The organism is Candidatus Pelagisphaera phototrophica, from assembly GCF_014529625.1.
Lineage (GTDB): Bacteria > Verrucomicrobiota > Verrucomicrobiia > Opitutales > Opitutaceae > Pelagisphaera > Pelagisphaera phototrophica.
This window is the reverse complement of record NZ_CP076039.1, coordinates 1075761-1094873: the sequence shown is the minus strand read 5'-3', so window position 1 is coordinate 1094873 and position 19113 is coordinate 1075761. Positions and strand designations below refer to the sequence as shown.

The following is a 19113-nucleotide window of genomic DNA, read 5'->3' as shown; positions in this document are numbered from 1 at the left end:
TCCCACCCCAAGGTCATCCGCTAGGATAATCACGATATTGGGTCTACCCTTTGCCGGCAAGAGAGCTTTTGAAACGTTCGCTTCTGGTCGACTGGAATAAGACTCTTTCCTCGTGCAACCAGTCGCGATCAAAGCGATGGCTGAACAAAATAGTATCAGCAATCTAATCACACTAACTACTTTCGATTGACTTGCTGCTGAATGTGGCTGGGCAGCGGCAAAAAATCGCTTTCCCTTACCATCCATTTATCCATCTCCGTCCGAAGTTTCGTCTCAACCGCTTTGACCCTAGCCTTACCCGCTAGGTTCTCCAACTGAAAAGGATCCTCTTGTAGATCGTACAGCTCGAACAACGGCCGCGGATTCTGAAAGTAGATGCTTTCGTGCAAAGCGGACAAGGTCCCCTCTTCATGCATTTCCTGAATGGCGAGCCATCCCGGATTCCGACCCATGTCTACTGGGGAAAATATCTTTTCCGGAGTTGCGTTGTATAGGTACAAATAGCGACGGGTCGTAATAGAACGGGACAAATCGAAACCATCGCTTCGGCCAATGGGTCCGAAGTGCCAGCCACGTTCAGCAAAAACCATCTCACGCCCTTCGAAGGGCTTGCCTCGCAATTCGTCGAAAAAGCTGACCCCGGTCATGCCTGGAGCAGTTTCCAAGCCTACCGCTTCCAAAATTGTCGCGGAAAGATCCACCCCGCTAACCAGAGAATCGCTGGCCGTTCCCGGTTTCACATAGCCAGGCCAGCGAACCAAAAGCGGGACATGCGTTCCACGCTGAGCTAAAGTTCCTTTGCCTCGTAGAAGTGCCTCCCCGTTGTCTCCCATGAAAATAACCAACGTGTTTTCCTTTAGTCCCCGTTCTTCCAATACATTCTCTATCAATCCGAATCCAATATCCAGATCCCGCACCTCCGCTAGATATTTCGCATAATCCAAACGCACTTCAGGCAAGTCCGGCCAGTCTGGCGGCAAGACTAATTTCGAAGGATCGATCTTTTCATGATCATCTCCCCATCTCCGATGAGGCTGGTTAAACCCGAAATAGAGAAAAAAAGGTTGGTCGTCTGGAACACCATCTAAGATGGCACCCACCACTTCGTCTGTATCATGAATCGCCTCGTTTTTAGTAGAGGCTCCCCTCACAAAGTGATCAAATCGCTGCGTAAACGCTCGATCCCGCACATCTAGCTCCACAAGCGTATCCGTCACGTGGTCCAAGTCTCGGTTCTTCCCATCCAAATGCTGATGCCGCCCTGCCAGCCCAACCCAATAGCCTCTCTCTCTCAAGACATCTGTAAAGAAAGTCGTTTCCGAACGTGCCGGCTGGGCAAAACGGGTCGCAGACAATCCCACTGGAGATCGGCCCGCAAAAATAGCGGTCCTCGATGGAGCGCATTGCGGAGCCGCCGTGTACGCACGATCGAAACGCATACCCTCATCGGCTAAGGCATCCAAATGCGGCGTTATGATAAATCGCCGACAATTGGCGTCCCCGTAGGCTCCTAAGTGAGGTACGCTATGATCATCTGAGAGGATCAGAAGAATATTTGGGCGATCGGAAGCATCAAGAGCAAGGAACCCAAAAGAATTGAGAAGAATTAGGGTAAATAGACGTTTATTCATTTTCGAGGAACAACGAGTGAACCCACAACATACGCTTCAGGCAAATTAATAGCAGCATAGAATCCCAGATCCCTAAAATCCATAAAGCCCTAAAGCTATCGACATACTATGTCTTCTCCCTAACGGTGGTTCTTTTATGGATCGCTCTACGAATCAGCAATATCTCGCAGAAGATATGCAGCGTCTCGATGAGATGCTGTCAAGGGTTACCAAGTCAGACGAAGCGCTAAGCCGCTACCTCGCGAGTGGCGGCGATATGCAGCTGCTGAATTTGGCCTGTGGAGCGTGCAACGAAGCGGGTACCCTAGCGAATTTTTTCGGGCGGTTTAGTAAGGAAACTGCCAACAACAGAAAACTGAAATTCGTTGGTCTTGATATTCGAGCCCGAGAAATCGCGGATGCCGCCGCCCGATTCAGAGGAAATCCGAATGCAGAATTTGAATTCCTTCGAGGCGACGCCACCCAGCTTCACGACCACCAACAACTGCCCAGCGAGTTCGACGTCGTCTTCGTCCGCCACCAGAATTTGTGGAACGGTAAAAGCGATTGGGAAAAGATATACCACAAAGCCCTAGAGAAGCTCTCCCCAAACGGTCGGCTCATCATCACGAGTTACTTCGACCGCGAACATCAACAAGCGCTTGAAGTCATAAAGGAACAGGGAGGCGAGCTCGTGGTTACCGAAGCCAACGAGATGTCCCGAGAACTGCCAACACCCGGCAAGTTCGTCGATCGCCACGTTGCGATTCTAAAACGCCAAAGCTCGTTGTAATCGCATCTGGAAGTACTGTCACAGACACGGTTGCGACAAGGTAGTGGATCGATCTGAGAGACTGTCCAATAAATCCTCTCGAATCGTCTACCGGGAATTTCCCTATTCTCATCAAGCTTGAGCGATCGAATAGATTTCGCTCGAACAAGTCTTGAGAACTTTCTCCAGGGCTGGATAGGGATTTCCGTATCCATCAAGTAAACCGGAATGCTGTCGACTCCATTTTCTCGGAACAAGCAGCGAGGCGTCAATCAAACCGCAATAGTGCCAGCCCACGAACTCCGGGCGAGCGAACGCATTGCGGAAAAACTCTTCCGTCCACTCAGCCCGCTGGGCTAAGTCATCAGCAATCGGACCATAAGGTCTAGGCATCGTATCCGTCGTCATGGTGAAGGCCGAGTCACCATTAATAAAGGGCTTGTCTACCTTCTCGGTCCAACGATCCAGTCCCGGCTTCTGGACCTCGTACCGTGCGTACATCTGGTAAAATATGATATCCGTGTATTTGCTGGTGACGGGAAGTACCGTGTCTAGCGAATCCGTATTGGCATGGAGCTTGTCGCCTACAAACATGTGGTTGGGGTCGTACCGGCGTATCGCGTTGCGAGTCACTTCATAGTATCTGCCCACCACGCGTTTTAGGAATACGATATTATCGCGCGTCTCATTGGCATTGGACAGACGTGTATCTGGCCGCCAATTCTCAGCACCCGCCAAGGCATCGAAGGACTTGAACTTGGTACCATAGGTCGTATTGAAATCTTTGATGCGACCGCGGTAAATTTCCTGCATCGTATCAACGTAGGCCTCCTTCCCCGCAGCCGAGCTCCCTAAATTCCTGAGTCTCCTCGGCCAACCGATTCGTGACGGACGGCGGGCACCACCAATGGTATCGGGCCGCTCCCGCAAGTCTTCCTCGGTAAACAGCGGGCAGTCCGTCATGGAATAGCCCAACAGAAAGGGGTCATCCATAATCGGCACAGCAATTTTCTTGGCCATACCGTCACAATGACCCTCAAAGTCTGAAGAAAAAATGTCCCTGAAGTTGCTATCTGGTATCTCGGTTCTCCAGTGAGGGATTTCGACAAAGTGAATCGGCTGCATGTAGGGCATTGCCGGCTTAGGCTGGTTGACGATACTAAGCACATTGTGCACGCCCACCGTATTAAATCCCATTTTTTCCCGCAGTCCTAGAAACCATGTTCTCAAAGCGGCATTGAATGCCGGCCCATCTAAATTCTCAATTCCCAGTTTCTTCTGCCAAGCCAGCGTATTGTATTCTTGCTTGAACAAGTCCGGGTACAAGTGATTGATCCCCCAGCTGAGAAAGGCATTGCCTTCGGGAGAAACCAACCACCACCGCTCATCCTTCTCTACGCGAAAAAAGCCGGTCGCCTTGAACTTCTTTCCGGTCCAACCACCGAAACGATCCATTGCTCCAGAATGACGCGTTCCGGTTAGTGAAGAAGTACCCAGGATACGGGTACTAAGGGCTCCAGCTGATACGAATCTGACAAAGTCACGTCGTTTCATGATTTGCTAATGATTGAGTTAAAAAGCGTTTCCGTACAATCTCGATTTTCAACCCTTAAGCGTAGGATGCAATAACTCTTTGCCATACAGTAAAATTCAAACCTATTGAGCAGACGCTAACAAACCCAGATCACTGGGCTTGGGTATTTGAAAACGACTTTAAAATCGCTCACCAGAAACGATCTCTGCCGCAACCTACTTCCACCATCTAAAAAAATGCGCTAAAGGACACGAACTGAAGTAGGATATGATTAGCCGCCAAAGTCACCTCACCCAAACGAGCCCCTTGCTGGATAAACCATCCGAAGCCGATAAGGAGACAGAAGGTGCGGATCATGATGTTACCATTGACCACAAACATGCGTGTGAGCTGCGTTAGATCCAAGATCCGTGGCCACGACCAAAAGACATCCTCATTCGGATGTCCCTGCTTCAAAATCCGAACCACCAAATAGAGGGCCAATAGTGCCACGACAATCGGCCAAACCCTGCCCGCGATCGCACGGTAAGTGGTTTCATACAATTGGGACAACGGGTTCATTTTGGACTAGCGACGACTTAAAAGTTTCAGTAGCTTTAGATTCGCCCACTAAAGAGTCTTGTCCCAATTTCACTCCTAACCAGTCAATAGGCCAGACTCTATAAAAGTGTCCCATAGCTCCTTACGTATTGCCCACCGCTTACGATCGCGAAGCCCCGAGCTGCAATCGCAGCAGGGCACCCTTTTACCAACCAAGGATGTAAGGGTCATGCCTCAGCCCTTTTGGTTCGTACTTTAAGGAATTCTCGCAGTACGCTATCGCTGCTCGGTATATATCGTCTAAACACTAACCTTGAAGTCACTCCCCAGTAAAACCTCCATGAAACCTCTATTACCCTCTTCCGTTTTCCGCCAAGCCAGCATTCTAATTCTCGCCGGCATTCTCTTTACAGAATCCGCAATCTCACAAGACCGTCCCCATGTGGCGAGCGCGTCGAAACCAAACATTCTTTTCATTTTTGTCGACGACCAATCGCCACTTACGATGAACGCCTATGGGAATGAAGTTTGCCAGACCCCCAATCTAGATCGCCTCGCCCGTGAAGGAATGGTTCTAGATAGCGCCCATCATATGGGTTCCTGGGTAGGTGCCGTATGCCTGCCTTCCCGCACCATGGTACAGACGTCAATCAATGTGTGGCGGACGCAAGAAATCGCCAAGCGCTACCCACGCATGAATCCGAAAACCTACGTGCACCAGCCAAGGACATTGCTCGCGGAGCTCACTCCCAACGATCCGGACTACGAAAGTATGCCTGCTCTCTTCTTTCGGGCCGGCTACGACACCTATCGCACCTGCAAAATTGGCAATACCTACGAGGGGGCCAATCGATTGTACTTGGGACGCAACGACCAAACCAACTACGGCCCCGAAGACGAGACTGGAAGTTGGTGGCACGGGGAGCAAGTCATGAACTACCTGAAGGAGAGAGAGAAGGGGACAAAGGAAGACCCCTTCCTCCTATTCTTTGGCTTCACTCATCCGCACGACCCTAGACATGGGAAGCCTGACCTGCTCGATAAATACGGGGCTGATAATACAGACATTCCGACTTCTCCCAATCCCCAAGCCCCCCCGCTCCAGGAGAACTACCTTCCCGCTCACCCTTTCCATCATGGTCATCCAGGACTTCGCGACGAGGTCGCCGTCCAGGGAGTTTTGCTCAAGAGAGATGAAGCAACCATTAGAAACGAGCTGGGCCGAGAATACGCCTGTATCGAGAATATCGATCGGCAGGTAGGCAGAGTGCTCGACAAACTCGAGGCAATGGGCGAGTTGGAAAACACCTACATCTTTTACTCTGCTGATCACGGCATCGCGGTGGGTCGGCACGGATTGATGGGAAAACAGAATCTCTACGAGCACACCTGGCGGGTACCTATGATCATTCGAGGACCAGGAATCAAAGCGGGCAGCCGCGCTCAAGGGAACACCTACCTCATGGACCTGCTACCCACTTTCTGTGATCTGGCGAGTATTGAAAAGCCAAGTACATTCGATGGTATTAGTTTTAAGCCCGTTCTCATGGGGAAAAGAAACACGGTTCGCGATGTTCTCTACGGAGTCTACAACGGAGGCTCTAAACCGGGAATGCGATCAGTCAAAAAGGGAGACTGGAAACTGATCAAGTACGATGTGCTTGATGGGTACATCCAGGAAACCCAGCTATTCAATTTGAAGGACAATCCCAACGAATTTCTAATTCAGCACCACGATCGTGCCGTGGTGGCTATGACCGGATTCAAACCGAAGCGTCACCAAGTAAATCTCGCCGAAAACCCAGCCTACGCCACCAAACGAGAAGAAATGGAAGCCCTTCTGCTCAGCGAAATGATAAAATGGGGAGACCCCTACCGTCTCTGGGACCAACCTCAGGGAGCCCAAAACAGGTAATAGCCCATTGACTTATTTCCTGTTGCTAGCGGCACTATCCGGTTATTATCCCCAAAGGAACCCCCGATCTCCAAGCCCATGGAAATCCCAGCCACTTCCGCAATATCTGGATCGCAGAAAAATAGGCTGGATTCTTAATTGAAATGAAAGGTATTCATCCAAGTCATCTGATCCTCCTATTCTTAGTCTTTCTGCTTGCGGGATGCGCGAGTATGGGGCCACAGGACACCGACCAATATATTTTTCTGGATAAGTCCGAGACTCTGTTCGTGCAATTCGAGCACAGAGCGAGCCCAATCTATCAGGTAAACATGCCCGATGTGGCGAATTCCATGGAAAAGAATCGCCGCGAAGACTTCAGAGTGGTGCTAACCAAACTACTCTACGCTTATCAACTTCCGATCGAAATTCGTATCTTAGAAGAGCGAGATGATCCGGGGCCAGGCCCACTGCTGGAAATCCATGCCTTTCGATTCGAGCAAGACAATTCCGGTGATTTAGTTGCGGTTATCAGCGCAAAGCTCTCAAAGTACGGACAATTGAATACACTAGGAACTTACAATCAGAGAGACACTCCCCCTCCGGGAGGAAATCGACAGATCATGGACAAGGCCTTTCGTGATGTAATCCGAAAGCCTCTTAGAGAGATGTTGGACGACTTGCAGCAGCACTTCCCTACTCCTGAGGAGATGGAGAGTGTCAACGAGCCTCTGAGGCCACTTGGTCAAGGGTAGCTTTATCAATGTCGGATTCTGAATTCCGACTGCAATTAGATTCTAGAAATCCAAGGACTACGAGCCCCAGCAGCATTCAGGTTCAACAGTGGCAATAGGGTCAATGCACCCAGGGTTTTGGCAAGATTCCTCACAAAATGCCGGCGGTAAATGTTGGTGCTTGCACCCGTTTTGCGTGAACTGCCTTTCATTGTGCGTGTTCGGCTATTTTATATAATGACCGTTTTAGGACTTTGGCGAGTTCCCACTTTTGTGCATCAGCTGAAGTTTTCGTACCCAATATTTATTTACACTTCAGATTTATTTTTTAATATAAAAAAAAAATTTATCTTAACCACAAAAAAACACATGAGTCACAAAAAATAGGGCAGTTGAACGACAGGGCGAACGATCAAATTAATTAGAAGATAACGTAAGCTGCTCATTCTGTATTTCTTGTGCTTTTTGTGGTTAAACTCTAAAACGGGATTTGAGAAAATCAAGGTTGAGAAGTCTGCAGTCACGTAACTTGAAAATCCAACTAGCGGTTTAAAAATACCGGTGAGCACCACGCCCACTGATCGTTGCGCTGTCGCACACGCATATAGTAGGAGCTGCCTTCCCCTTCACTGTCCTCCCATTCCCCGGACCATTTCCACTGATTCGGCGAGGGCGCGCGATTGAAACGCCAAGCAGGGGAGTCGATGTCCTTCATTACTCCCGAGCGAGCTCCCTCCATCAATGCGGTCAACGGCCACTCAACCCGCTTGCCATTGAGGTTTGCCCAAACGGTTGCGTCTCGCGGCATACTCACTTCTAAACACACCCCTTGTGACAGATTGGTTGAATTATTCGGATTGCCGCTCGTGACGGTTTCAAATCGAACGGACTGATCTCCTGTCTCCAGCACCTTACTGATGTAGTAGCTACCCGTGTCCTTCGCTTCCACGGGCGATACCACTTCACGTCCGCGGAAGCGCGGCTCCACCGATTTGATTTCGCCATCCGTCAATCCCAACTCAACCTCCCAATTACAGGTTTTGTGACGGGCACCCCACCCCAGCTCCAAGTAGATCTTCGTATGAACAAGATCGTCATTGGTTTCGCCAGTGGGTTCCATTTCATACTGTGAAAAACGCTTCACCAATTCGCCATCGCGCAAGATGTCTACGCAGTCGATAGCCCCGCCGGCTTGTAGGAAAAATTCGATACGTCTCTTTTTAGACGCCGCAATCTCTGATCCCATAGGCAGGCCGTTCACCGCGAACTGCAAATCCATTCGGTCGCCGGTCAAAGCGAACATACGACGCTTCAACAATGCGTCCCAGACATCTTCGCGATTGCCCGACTCCGCCCAAAGCCCAGTCATTCCATGCCCGTAGCTGCCAGGATGGGCGCTATGATGATCCGTACCGCCTGAAAATCCAAATACATGCCCTTGCTTCAAACCATAATGAATTGTACTCTGCCAATCGCTTGGCCCCATGGAATGCAAGAACGGCTTAATATTCTCCGACGATTCAGAGCAGCCGTGCATCGAAAGCATTTCAACAAAGGGAGCAAACTCGGGACTGAAGCTGTTCCAATCGATGCCACGCGTGCCTTTGAGATAGCCAAGGTGGTGCGGCTGAGCAATGGCATCCCTACCCTGCTCTCGCAACGCACGCAGTTGATTGTGCAATTCTTCCAAATTTTTTGGATACAATATCTCTCCCTCCAAATCTTTGTAAAGCATATTGCGATCGCCACAGGTGCCGAAGTGAACTTCAAAGCCTGGAAAGACAACGAAGTTTCCCTCATCGTTAAACTGCCTCAATGTTTCCATCATCTTTGGCCAACCGGCCTTTAGCTTGGCGAAACCCTCCTTATGGAAATCAATAATGTACTGAATGTCATCGCTCGGCTCCGGCATATCAGGCCAATGTGCATGGCCGGTAATGCTCACAAAATCGAGCTGCTCACGAGCGTTGCTTAAAGCATCTTCCAAAGATCCATGGGCATAAGAGATGCCGCAATGGTTGTGCATGTCTCCAAAGAGAAGACTTAAATCGGAAAAGGGATTCATAGCGGGAAAGTGTTTTCAAAAGACCCTATTGATCAACCGCTTATGGAAAGCGATAGAGAAAAACGTAATAATAATAAACCTAACCAGTTGATGCTCATAGACTTTTAGCCAAAAACTGGAGTTTTAGCATTTTTATTCGATTACATCTTTGATTTCTACAATGAATCTCGAATCCGACATATCCATAACCAATGGCTCCAGATCATTCCAGAATTGATCCGGAATCTCTACAGAGACCGCCTCTAGATTTTGCAATGCCTCTTTTGTGTTCACAACCGCGGGTTAATACGACGGCTAGACCGATGAGGTGTTTTTCGCGGTCTGTGAGCTCCTTCGAACCGCCGGTGGCGGCGAGGGATTCGGAGACTTTAAATTCTGATGCGTCCATATTGGTGATTTGGGTTTCTGGATTCTCTTTCCGTGGTTAATGAAGCATTTTTGACATACAATTTCCAGTTTATCCCTTGGAGATACTGTACAAGTATTCGCCAGTTCTGATGAAGAGTTTATTTCCAGATACGGCCGGCGTAGAGAGCGTAAAGCTTCCATCAAGCTCGGTATCGCTCCAGCCGAGATCATCGGCTTGAATGAACACGACGTTCATCGGCTCTGCTTCACTGGCAGCGGCGTTACCGATAGCAATGAATGCGAATACAACCAGAAGCGTAAGGAGGAAGTAGTTTCTCATATAAGTTCTTAGTATTCACAAATTGTAATACTACTTACCAAAAGGAATGAGCGTATGGTAAAAGCGATAAGATTTTAAATCAACAAGATACGCCCCGACCCATTCGACAGGCTCATGTCAGGAAGTGGTAGCTACATGATGCCTCCTCCCGTCTTCTCCTACGAATACTGGTCATCCTGCAACCCGCGACCGAGGTCGTATCCTATTAACAATTACTATATCTTATACCGTTTGCGGCGTTTGTAGGTGCGCATGCGATTGGCTTCCGTATCTCCGATGAAGCGTTCCTTCTTTGGATCGAAGGTGACCTTGCGTCCCAACTTCCAACTAATGGCCGCCGCGAAGCAGGCCATGTGTCCGTAGCGAACCGCCGTCGAGTTGCAAATCGGGTCCTCCCGAGTCTTAACGCAATCAAGGAAGTTGCGAGCATGCAACACTGGATCCGTGCCGTTGAGCTGGTCGTAGGTTTTGTTTTTTAGCATCTTGGGATTACTGGTTACGATTGCCTTCGCATCCCCTGCTTCTACCCAGCCTTCATCACCTTCGAAACGAACAGGGCAAGTACCGAGTCCTTCCTGCCATACGCCTTCCCCTTCAAAACCGGAAAGGCGCATCACCAGTTTGACGCCATTCGAATACTTCGCGACTATCTCACCATCCGATACCGGCTCGTATTCAATAGGAGTCGTTCCATCGGCATCGGCCGCCCACTGGCAGACGTCAATTGTATGGGACCCCCACTCAGGCAATCTCCATGCCGCATACAATCCCGCGTGATTGCGCCAGCGACCTCTGCAATAGGCAGCGTTAAAGTCCATCCACGGCGACGGGCCGAGCCACTTGTCCCAATTAACATCCGAAGGGTCCGGCTCTGGTTCGGCCGGCAAAGGCTCCAAGTATTGCTGTAACTCCAAAATACCCGCATGAACGGACGTCACCTGCCCCAATTTGCCGCTGCGGGCAAGATCGACTGCCAGCTTGAAATTGGGCACGCTTCGCCGTTGCGTTCCCGCTTGGAAGACGCGCTTATGTTTCCGAACCGTGTCATCCAGTTGCTGGCATTCCATGATATTCATGGCGCAAGGCTTCTCGCAATAGATATCCTTGCCTGCGCGGGCGGCGGTGATGGAGGCCGTAGTATGCCAGCGGTCGCCGGTAGCGATGATAACCGAATCGATGTCATCGCGCCCCAAGACTCCGGACATGTCGTCGTAGGTGGCACAATCCGTATTCCCGTATTCGCGGTCCGCTAAACGTTTGATGATTTCGCGACGCTCTTTTTGAACATCGGCAATGGCGACGAATTGACAGTCCTTCTGAGCGAAGAATCCCGCAAGGACCTTTCGTCCGCGCGGGCCTAAACCAATGCCCCCCACTATAATTCGGTTGCTGGGAGCCACGGCCCCATTTTTGCCGAGTGCGCTGGCCGGTATCAGGGTCGGCATGCCGATAGCGGCAGTGGCGGTTGTTTTTATGAAGTTACGGCGATTTATTTTTTTATTCATGATTAGGATAACGATTATCGGGTTAAGTCCCGAACTTTTCTTTGGGTGCAGCCGAACTCCGAGCGGCCATTATTTTTTAATAGCCACCGACGAGGCGATGTCTGAATTCCGCTTAGCGGGATCAGCGGCCGCTCGAAGATCGGCCGCTACCAAATTTAGAAACGAGAAAACTTCGAAATATTTGTTCGAAAGAGATAACATGATGTCTTCGTATTAAAACTGTTTAGAAATTTAAGAGATCTCAATAAAATTGCACCTCAATTTAGCGATTTAGCGTTAGTATAATGCGGATGACGGGCGGAGTCAAGGTATGAACCCAGCACCACATTCAAATCGCCTACAATAACAAAGAGGACATTCGGGCGATCGTCGGGTCCCACATCCCGATTCGGAACAGGTTTTGTCGCGATGAACTGGATACGGATGATTGCCCAAGGGATTCAGGGATCCCTATCGAGCCCGCTGCAAGGCTTAAACTGGCCGCAGTCGCGCCTTTGATGAGATCGCGACGATGAAGGCCGCGCTGAGGGTTCTGGGATTCGTTCATGTGGTTTTTGGGATAATTTTGACGAGTTCAATAAGATTCCACGCCGAAGTCTCGACGTAGCTACGCAGCAAGGCGGCGTGGTTTTTAGATTATTTCGGATAAATTGACACGCAGTCGGGGGAATACTGAGATCACGTTTAAGGTTTTATTATACGTTGAAATAGGTTGTGGGTGATTTTCTGGACGCGCTCGTCCGAGCCTTGTTGAGCGACGCCATGTCTGACCGGGGTTTTGTGTCCGGGCGGGCTGGACAAGCCGTTGGCCCACCAGATCGTGGCGGCGTTGAAGACCACGTTGCCCTTCGGGCCGTCGTAGATTGTGGCGGTGTAATGGCCTGGATTTTTGCCGTTCATCGAAGTTTCGCCTTCGGCTACGATCTGCATTCCGGGCAGGTCCATCATCGGGGCGCCATGCCACTCCCAGCCAACGATACCTTCGATCGAGTCTCCTTTCTTCATCCCGGTCCCTTCAAAGAGCCAATGCTCCGGTTTGGCGCAGCTCCAATCGCCAGCCCCCATGACCGGGGGAGTCGTCCGGTTCCCCATCAATAAAGCGCCATCCGGCCCCATGACGGGTTCGAAGCCTTCCTGATTGACATTTCGCCTGGCGTCACCGCTCCCATATTCCGGCGGAAAGAACCAACCTTCCCGACGTATCGCGCGATTGGGCGTACCGTCTGAAGCAGGCAGCATCGGTACGACACAAAGAACGGCATTGGCGCTCAGAAACGCTAGGCTAACTCCTTCGTCACGTGCCTTGAGTACATTGTCGTACATCTGCAATGACCAGTACTCGTCGTGCCCAACCGAGATAAATCCCTTCGTACGCAGCAAGCCCTTCGGGTCGGCATGCGTGTCGACATTGGAAATGTAGGAGACATCGTAACCGTGCTGCTCCAGCCAAAAAGCCAAGGGAAATTCCCAAGGCAAGTATTCGCCGGAACCCACGGACGCCTTGATCTTATTGACCGGGTGAGTGAACAAGGCATAAGGCCGATCGAAGCTCACCGATCCGCTGGGCACGCTAGTGCTGGAACGCCCTTCATGCCTGGAATAAATGGAGAAATCAGTCGGCCACCTATTATAGGCAGACCAGGTCAGGTCACTGCATTGAAACAGCAGATCGCAGGGTCGGTCATCGCGCACGATGAAAATGACGTAGCTCTGCGTTCCCGTGTACTCTCCAGTCAGTTTTCCCAGATAAACGCCGCTCAACCAATCGTCGGGAATAGTAAATTCAACCGAGGGTTTCCAGCTACATTCGTGAATGTAGTTCTCGCCAATTGGTGGTACCGGTTGAGGGACGCCTTTGAGCGCGTCAAAACGTTTCACCAGTCGAGCGCCATCTCCGTTGTAGTAACCGGTCCGAAAGATCTCCAATTTGAACGCGGTTTCCGGATCCGTGCTTACCATGATCTGCAATTTCTCGCCCGCCCGCACGCTATTGGCTGAGCAGTAGCCTTCGATATACGTGCTACGTCCGCTGCCAATGCCGCTTCTACGCTTCAAGGGATCGGTGAACGTGTTCGTGAGCAGCCAGTCGCGTGTGCCGGGTTTGGCATTTTCGATCTGGATTAGATTTCGTTTTGAGGAATTGGATACAGGCGCCTGACCTAGCAACTCAGGGATCCCCATTGAACCAGTGGCAAGACCTAGACTGGCGGCGGTAACGCCTTTGATGAGATCGCGACGATGAAGGCCGTTCTTAGCGTGATAGGGTTCGTTCATACTGTGATCGGAATTAACTTTGTATTCTCTAAAATATAATAACGTTCTTTGTGCCCACGACGCAGAGAAGCGAAGACGCCATCGCCGTCCTTATCGACGAGACGCAGAATACGATGGCTCGGTTCCGCGAGCTGAAGCGGCGCAGGCCGACTGTCCCCGGAACTATCCGTGACGTAAAGGGCCCCCTCGTCATCGAAATACATATGCATCGGCCGCTCGACGAGCCCGGGAGCCGCGGCAAGCTCCAGCTCGTAGCCATCTGGCAAGGTGAAGGTATGCGGCGGAAAAGCCTGGTTTTCAGCACCTGCGGCGAGCCAAGAAAATACGCCCACGCACAGAGCCCAACTAGAGGATAAGCGAATGAGGTCGGGCTTCATTGGTTTGAAGTTTAACAGAACAGAACGGGGCAAACAATATAAATAGATATTCGGAGACAGCTTACCTCTTGGAGATACTGTACAAATATTCACCGGTTCTGATGAAGAGCTGGTTTCCGGAAACTGCGGGCGTAGACAAAGTAAAACTTCCATCGAGTTCGCTCTTTCCCAACAGTTTAAACTCAGGTCCTGCTTGCACTACCGCAATTTCCGAATCTTCAGCCGTAATATAGATTTTTTCATCCGCCAGCACCGGGGATGAACTGACGCGTCCTAAACCCGTGGTCTCAGGTCCCCAAATGACATCACCCGTTTTGGCATCAAGACAAGTCACTTGTCCGAAGTCCTCGACCATATAAAAGTATTTCCCATCGCAGATGGGTGTAGGCACATCCGGACTACCGGCCGGCTTTTCGTATTTCCAAACCAGATGGCTTTCTGTGACATCGCCCTTTCCGCCTGCCCGCAAGGCCAGTAGAGGTTTTTTCCGAGTGGGCGCGTAAATCATGCCATCATAAGCTACCGGTGAAGGGACAATACGGTAGTTGCGCGCTTTTTGGGGGTTGAGGCCCCCAGCTCTCCAAATCTCTCTACCCGTATCGGGATCGTGACCGGTCACATAGTCTCCACCCGTTATAATTAATTGGATACCGTCCTTGGTCTTGGAAAGCGCGGGCGTCGTGTAGGCGTCCGGCGATTCGTGGACCGCGTCGGTTTCACGCTCTACGTACCAACGCTCCTTCCCGGTCTTCTTATCCAAGGCCAGAAGGTAGGACGGATCGTCCGTTCGCATGCCGTGCAATACCTGGATGATGAGCTTATCCTCGTACAGGGCCGGCGACGACGCATACCCTGCCAGCAATCCCAACTTCCAATGCGATTCCTGAATGTCGTACTTCCAAAGCAATTTGCCCTTCATATCCACAGCTGAAACGACCCCATTTCCCGTCACGACCCAAATGGTTTCTCCATCCGATACAGGCGATGGCGAACTCATATTCTGCTTGAACTCGATCTTGTTGCCCTCGTCCAATTTGCTTTGCCACTGAATAGAGCCGTCCCTCTTGGAAAGGCAGAACAAGACAATCTCCTGGCCGCCCGGCCCCATTCCCGGAGGCGGAGCGGGGCGTCGCCCTCTTCCAGCCGGAGCGGGTTCCGCTGAAGGCGCCGCTTCCTGCTCAGATGGCGAGACTACAAATACCTTATCCCCGACGACGATCGGAGAAGCCCCGCTCCAAGCGGGCAGCTTCACCTTCCAGGAAACGTTGGAATCAACGGTCCATTCGACCGGCAAATCTTCAGCGAAACCAATCCCATTTCCGTTAGGGCCACGCCACGCGGGCCAATCAGCGAACGTGGAAAGGGGCAAGCTCGCGAATAAACCGAGGGCGACTATGATTTTGAGGTAATTCATAAGAGATTATCCAAGGAATCGTTCGGAAACTTTCACACAATGACTAAGATGGGAAGGAACACAATACAAGTTCGCCCCTCAGAGTTGCGAGATAGGAATAGCAGTTGATGTCGAGCTTACCCTGGTCGGTCGGTGAAGAAGGGGACGATGTCGGGGGGTCTGCCGAGCGAGGCGACACATCTACTAGCCATTTTGCCCCAGTCTTGACTGGTTTTTCACAGAGCGTCTACTGATTGGTAATCTCACAATTAATTGATTCCGAGGTAGATGCCTATAATGAGCTGGACTTTGTGGTCCCAAAGTTTCGGTGGCCTGAACAACGTCTTGCTCAAGTGAGGGAAGCGCTCGGCCGAGAGGTTTCCGTGTTACCAACATCTCCCACGTAAAGGAGTCTGGAGCCTAGGTCCAAACCCCAAAGAGGTACAGAGGTATTCAGTTTGTCATTCCAATCGTAGATCACACCCACTTCGTTTCCCACTGATCCAGCCAGTGGATCAACCAATTCAATAGGAGATACCTCGATGGGATCGACCGATATAGTCGATCCACGAGCGTCATTGCTATGAATTCCGTCACCCGTTTTCTAATACAATTCGGTCGATTCGTTGAACGAATAAGTAACATTGAATTTTGGGGCATAAGAGAAAGTCGTCCGCAGATCCCGAATTACCAGCAAGTCCGCTATCGAATCCAAAATCATAGTAGCCCCACTGATTCCAATACTCGTTCCAAACGCTCCCGTCCATACAATCTGGGCTTCGTGGAAATACCCGATAGCGAGTTTTTCAACCTCATCCAACCTCGTAGCCAAAAGGCACTCTCTTACGTTGGTAATATAACGCCCTATATTGGAGATATCGTCATAGCGGACTCGCACCCCCAAAGCGTGTGTCGCATCGATAAGTCACCCTTTACCTATTGAACCCAAAGGAGGGGGGAAACAGGGTCAACGATCAAGGGTGTAATTGAGGTTTTGATTCAATAACGGCAATTTCATTTCAACTGGCCGCTGAGAACGGGACAATTGAATTTTCGATCGACTTCCTTAAGCTCCCTTAAAGTTCGAACTTAACGCCCGTGTTAAGCGTCCATGGTCTAATACGGTAGTAGCGGGAACGAGATGGGTCTCCTTCGTAGTAATCAAACACCGGTTCGTTGGTTATATTTCGCCACTCCATGTAAAGTCGCGTTTTCGGCTGCAATTTGTAGCTCAACGATGCATCGAAGCCCCCGTTGGGGCCGACATAGCGGTCTTTCTCGGGGCTGTTTGCGACTCGATAGATACTCTCTGTTTCATGGTCCCATTTCAATTGGGCGAAGAGCTTTTTATTTTCATATTTCAACGCAACCTTCAAATCCGAATCAGGACTACGCGTTAGCGGCAGCGATTCTCCAGGACGGGAAGGGTAATCGATTTCCGTGTCAAGAGCCTCGTAGTTGACATTCACCGACAACCCATCGGGGAGAATTGCTATCGAAATCGGTTGAGTCCAGGTAAGAGACACCCCTCGAGCACTGCCGTCCGAACCATTTTCCTGCCGCTGCAACTCAAATCCGTCGTACACTCCACCCACAACGAACGATTCTCGAATGAAAATATAGTCTTCGATCGACCGATCGAAAAGCTCCACGGAAACCAGTCCTGAGTCGCCCACTCTAACATCCATCGAAACGTCGAAATTCTCGTAGAGCGTAGGACTCAATTCCGGGTTGCCTTCCTCGACCTCCCGGTCTTCTAGCCGCACATGGCGGTAGGGAACGACCTCCGCGTACTGAGGACGATCAATCGTGTTCGTATAGGAAGCTATAAAGGTCGTTCGCTCATTCCACTTGTATCGAAAATGCGCATTCGAAAACAGATCGTCATACTGAGTCGCCCCTTCCGTCGGTGTCGTACCTAAGTAAACCGTTTCCTCAAAATTCCCATCCGAGTCTTTGTCTAAAGTATCCGGACCCAAACGCACTTCGTTGCTGCGGAATGAAATCGAGGTCTCCTCTTGGCGCAAGCCGAGAATGCCCCGCCATTTACCCACTTCGAAATCCAACATGCCGTACATCGCGTCTACCCGCTCGTCCACTTGATAAGTGCTTGGATCGGAACGCTCGCGCGAACGGCGCTCATCGTATCGGAAAGAGTCGATATTCTCCCGCAAGAACGCATTAACTTTCTGCCCATCGATAACGGTATCCAATGTGTAACGCCCATCTAGAAACACAACTCCAGCATCCTGGGATCGGACGCTTTCGAGTGTGAACACGTCGGGACCGGAATACGTATCGTAGTATTTGGAATCATAATCAACTGAGCTATCCCGCTCCCGACTCTTCCCCCCCAAACGGATACTCAGGTTCTCATTCCCGAGAATGTTCATTCTCTTCAAATTTGCCGAGATAATCGCATCTGACTCGTTCATCGACCGCTGTCGAAGGGAAACGTCTTCGAATTCGTAACGCTCGAGATCCTCAAACACCCGTTCGTTTTCAATCTCAACCCGGGGGAACCGGGATTTCTCCAAGTCGTATCGAAGGTCCACATCCGACATCACGAAATCGAAATTCGAGTGCCCAAACGGGGTTACGTTTTCGTCTTGGTAGGTGTATTTGAAATCCCCTTCCCAGTTGCCCTGTGTCCACTCGCCTCCAAGCGAAGTTTCGAGTAATTCGAGATCAGAACCGTAGGCGTGATACCCGCGTTCGATCTCAGCACCCTCGACATTGCCCCCCTCGCTGTCAATTGACGTATAAACTCCCTGGTTAAACCGGTACTTGAAATGCGGCCGATTTTCAAGGTCTTCCAGATTTTGATAGCTTCCCCGCCAAAAAAAGCGCAACGACTCACTCACCTTCATGTCCAGTGCCGCGCTCGCTTCCTTTTCATCGATCCACTCATTGAGATCGTAAAGCCGCATCTCCTTTAAAACAATTTGAGATTCGCCATCCACTCTGCGTCGAAACCAGTCCTTGAGACTGTACTGTACATCATCGTGATCATTATCGATCCGAAACGACAAACGCCCTCCCAAGGTTCTTTTTTTGTTGATAGGCCCCCCGATAGACAATTCCGCTTCGCGACCCCAATGTCCGTCCATTGAGCCGTATTTGCTCTCAAGGCCAATCTTTGTCGAAATCGATTTTTGCTCGTACGCTGGACGTGTCTTTAGACTGATCGAACCACCACGCGAGTCGGCATCCTGGTCTGGTGTCACAGCCTTCATCACCTCGACTGACGTCACCGAGTCAGCCGATATGCTATCCAGCGAACGACGCGAATCTTCCCCATCAATGGTAATATTGACGAAAGACAAATCCGGACGTCGACTGAGTGCCTCCCGAACGCTCGAATCATCGACCAGGTCCACCGCGTCTTTCTCACTCACAATTGCATCACTGCGTTCCTCGTCATCATTCCCCTTTCCACTCAAGGGAATCGTTGATACAGCCGCGACCAGTACCAATCCGCTTAATCGAAATAGGTGACGATAGAAAATGAGTTCAGGAGAAATCAAAAGTAGTTACAGGTTCAAAACGAATTGGATAAAACAAGTTCTACTAAGATACCCTTCGGATCAAGGGGATTGGACAGAGACGCAAGAAACGCTCCGGTCGTTGAGGGACGCAACATCGCTGAATGGGAACTGGATCACCGAGTGCGACGCACAAGCAACCATCCACGAACGGCTGACTTCCGCCGTCGACGCGCCCCAGA

Annotated in this window: 16 protein-coding genes; 3 read left to right on the top strand and 13 right to left on the bottom strand. The window is 50.6% G+C overall.

Annotation, left to right across the window (positions count from 1 at the left end):
• Positions 1-176: 176 nt before the first annotated feature.
• The gene (locus GA004_RS04815) at positions 177-1631 is read right to left on the bottom strand and encodes a sulfatase family protein (protein WP_283396170.1); all 1455 of its coding nucleotides are present in this window, start codon (positions 1629-1631) and stop codon (positions 177-179) included.
• Between the two features lie 136 nt (positions 1632-1767).
• On the opposite strand from GA004_RS04815, the gene GA004_RS04810 reads away from it, so the two are divergent.
• Positions 1768-2403, top strand: coding sequence for a methyltransferase domain-containing protein (locus GA004_RS04810; RefSeq protein ID WP_283396169.1), 636 nt, complete (start codon positions 1768-1770; stop codon positions 2401-2403).
• Positions 2404-2514: 111 nt separating this feature from the next.
• On the opposite strand, the gene GA004_RS04805 is transcribed toward GA004_RS04810, so the two are convergent.
• Positions 2515-3936 carry a hypothetical protein gene (locus GA004_RS04805; RefSeq protein WP_283396168.1) on the bottom strand — a complete coding sequence of 474 codons (1422 nt, stop codon included), beginning with the start codon at positions 3934-3936 and terminating at the stop codon, positions 2515-2517.
• Positions 3937-4144: 208 nt separating this feature from the next.
• Entirely contained in the window at positions 4145-4477 is a 333-nt protein-coding gene (locus GA004_RS04800) for an MATE family efflux transporter (protein ID WP_283396167.1), read from the bottom strand.
• Between the two features lie 319 nt (positions 4478-4796).
• Between GA004_RS04800 and GA004_RS04795 the strand changes: the two genes are divergently transcribed.
• Complete coding sequence (locus GA004_RS04795) at positions 4797-6371, top strand: sulfatase family protein (RefSeq protein ID WP_283396166.1); 1575 nt, start codon at positions 4797-4799, stop codon at positions 6369-6371.
• A gap of 143 nt (positions 6372-6514) precedes the next feature.
• Entirely contained in the window at positions 6515-7105 is a 591-nt protein-coding gene (locus GA004_RS04790) for a hypothetical protein (RefSeq protein ID WP_283396165.1), read from the top strand.
• A 520-nt stretch (positions 7106-7625) separates the two neighbouring features.
• Here GA004_RS04790 and GA004_RS04785 read toward each other — a convergent pair.
• From GA004_RS04785 to GA004_RS04740, 10 genes are all read right to left on the bottom strand, one after another.
• Positions 7626-9149 carry a DUF3604 domain-containing protein gene (locus GA004_RS04785; protein ID WP_283396164.1) on the bottom strand — a complete coding sequence of 508 codons (1524 nt, stop codon included), beginning with the start codon at positions 9147-9149 and terminating at the stop codon, positions 7626-7628.
• Positions 9150-9351: 202 nt separating this feature from the next.
• Positions 9352-9537 carry a hypothetical protein gene (locus GA004_RS04780; protein WP_283396163.1) on the bottom strand — a complete coding sequence of 62 codons (186 nt, stop codon included), beginning with the start codon at positions 9535-9537 and terminating at the stop codon, positions 9352-9354.
• Positions 9538-9606: 69 nt separating this feature from the next.
• On the bottom strand, positions 9607-9837 hold the full coding sequence (locus GA004_RS04775) for a hypothetical protein (protein WP_283396162.1): 231 nt from the start codon (positions 9835-9837) through the stop codon (positions 9607-9609).
• Positions 9838-10052: 215 nt separating this feature from the next.
• The gene (locus GA004_RS04770; RefSeq protein WP_283396161.1) at positions 10053-11342 is read right to left on the bottom strand and encodes a Gfo/Idh/MocA family protein; all 1290 of its coding nucleotides are present in this window, start codon (positions 11340-11342) and stop codon (positions 10053-10055) included.
• Between the two features lie 337 nt (positions 11343-11679).
• Positions 11680-11889, bottom strand: a complete 210-nt coding sequence (locus GA004_RS04765) for a twin-arginine translocation signal domain-containing protein (RefSeq protein WP_283396160.1) — start codon at positions 11887-11889, stop codon at positions 11680-11682.
• Between the two features lie 137 nt (positions 11890-12026).
• Entirely contained in the window at positions 12027-13616 is a 1590-nt protein-coding gene (locus tag GA004_RS04760) for a N,N-dimethylformamidase beta subunit family domain-containing protein (protein WP_283396159.1), read from the bottom strand.
• Positions 13613-13993, bottom strand: coding sequence for a DUF7133 domain-containing protein (locus GA004_RS04755; RefSeq protein WP_283396158.1), 381 nt, complete (start codon positions 13991-13993; stop codon positions 13613-13615). The genes GA004_RS04760 and GA004_RS04755 overlap by 4 nt, the downstream gene beginning before the upstream one ends.
• Before the next feature lie 61 nt (positions 13994-14054).
• On the bottom strand, positions 14055-15407 hold the full coding sequence (locus tag GA004_RS04750) for a PQQ-like beta-propeller repeat protein (protein WP_283396157.1): 1353 nt from the start codon (positions 15405-15407) through the stop codon (positions 14055-14057).
• Between the two features lie 583 nt (positions 15408-15990).
• Positions 15991-16218, bottom strand: a complete 228-nt coding sequence (locus tag GA004_RS04745) for a hypothetical protein (RefSeq protein WP_283396156.1) — start codon at positions 16216-16218, stop codon at positions 15991-15993.
• 244 nt (positions 16219-16462) lie between these two features.
• Positions 16463-18913, bottom strand: a complete 2451-nt coding sequence (locus GA004_RS04740) for a TonB-dependent receptor domain-containing protein (RefSeq protein ID WP_283396155.1) — start codon at positions 18911-18913, stop codon at positions 16463-16465.
• Positions 18914-19113 lie beyond the last annotated feature (200 nt).

What these genes read in the sequence shown, in the direction of transcription:
- GA004_RS04815 (WP_283396170.1), bottom strand. Translation starts at nt 1,631, where the DNA reads ATGAATAAACGTCTATTTACCCTAATTCTTCTCAATTCTTTTGGGTTC.
- GA004_RS04760 (WP_283396159.1), bottom strand. Translation starts at nt 13,616, where the DNA reads ATGAACGAACCCTATCACGCTAAGAACGGCCTTCATCGTCGCGATCTC.
- GA004_RS04810 (WP_283396169.1), top strand. Translation starts at nt 1,768, where the DNA reads ATGGATCGCTCTACGAATCAGCAATATCTCGCAGAAGATATGCAGCGT.
- GA004_RS04755 (WP_283396158.1), bottom strand. Translation starts at nt 13,993, where the DNA reads ATGAAGCCCGACCTCATTCGCTTATCCTCTAGTTGGGCTCTGTGCGTG.
- GA004_RS04790 (WP_283396165.1), top strand. Translation starts at nt 6,515, where the DNA reads ATGAAAGGTATTCATCCAAGTCATCTGATCCTCCTATTCTTAGTCTTT.
- GA004_RS04770 (WP_283396161.1), bottom strand. Translation starts at nt 11,342, where the DNA reads ATGAATAAAAAAATAAATCGCCGTAACTTCATAAAAACAACCGCCACT.
- GA004_RS04800 (WP_283396167.1), bottom strand. Translation starts at nt 4,477, where the DNA reads ATGAACCCGTTGTCCCAATTGTATGAAACCACTTACCGTGCGATCGCG.
- GA004_RS04765 (WP_283396160.1), bottom strand. Translation starts at nt 11,889, where the DNA reads ATGAACGAATCCCAGAACCCTCAGCGCGGCCTTCATCGTCGCGATCTC.
- GA004_RS04780 (WP_283396163.1), bottom strand. Translation starts at nt 9,537, where the DNA reads ATGGACGCATCAGAATTTAAAGTCTCCGAATCCCTCGCCGCCACCGGC.
- GA004_RS04805 (WP_283396168.1), bottom strand. Translation starts at nt 3,936, where the DNA reads ATGAAACGACGTGACTTTGTCAGATTCGTATCAGCTGGAGCCCTTAGT.
- GA004_RS04785 (WP_283396164.1), bottom strand. Translation starts at nt 9,149, where the DNA reads ATGAATCCCTTTTCCGATTTAAGTCTTCTCTTTGGAGACATGCACAAC.
- GA004_RS04775 (WP_283396162.1), bottom strand. Translation starts at nt 9,837, where the DNA reads ATGAGAAACTACTTCCTCCTTACGCTTCTGGTTGTATTCGCATTCATT.
- GA004_RS04795 (WP_283396166.1), top strand. Translation starts at nt 4,797, where the DNA reads ATGAAACCTCTATTACCCTCTTCCGTTTTCCGCCAAGCCAGCATTCTA.
- GA004_RS04750 (WP_283396157.1), bottom strand. Translation starts at nt 15,407, where the DNA reads ATGAATTACCTCAAAATCATAGTCGCCCTCGGTTTATTCGCGAGCTTG.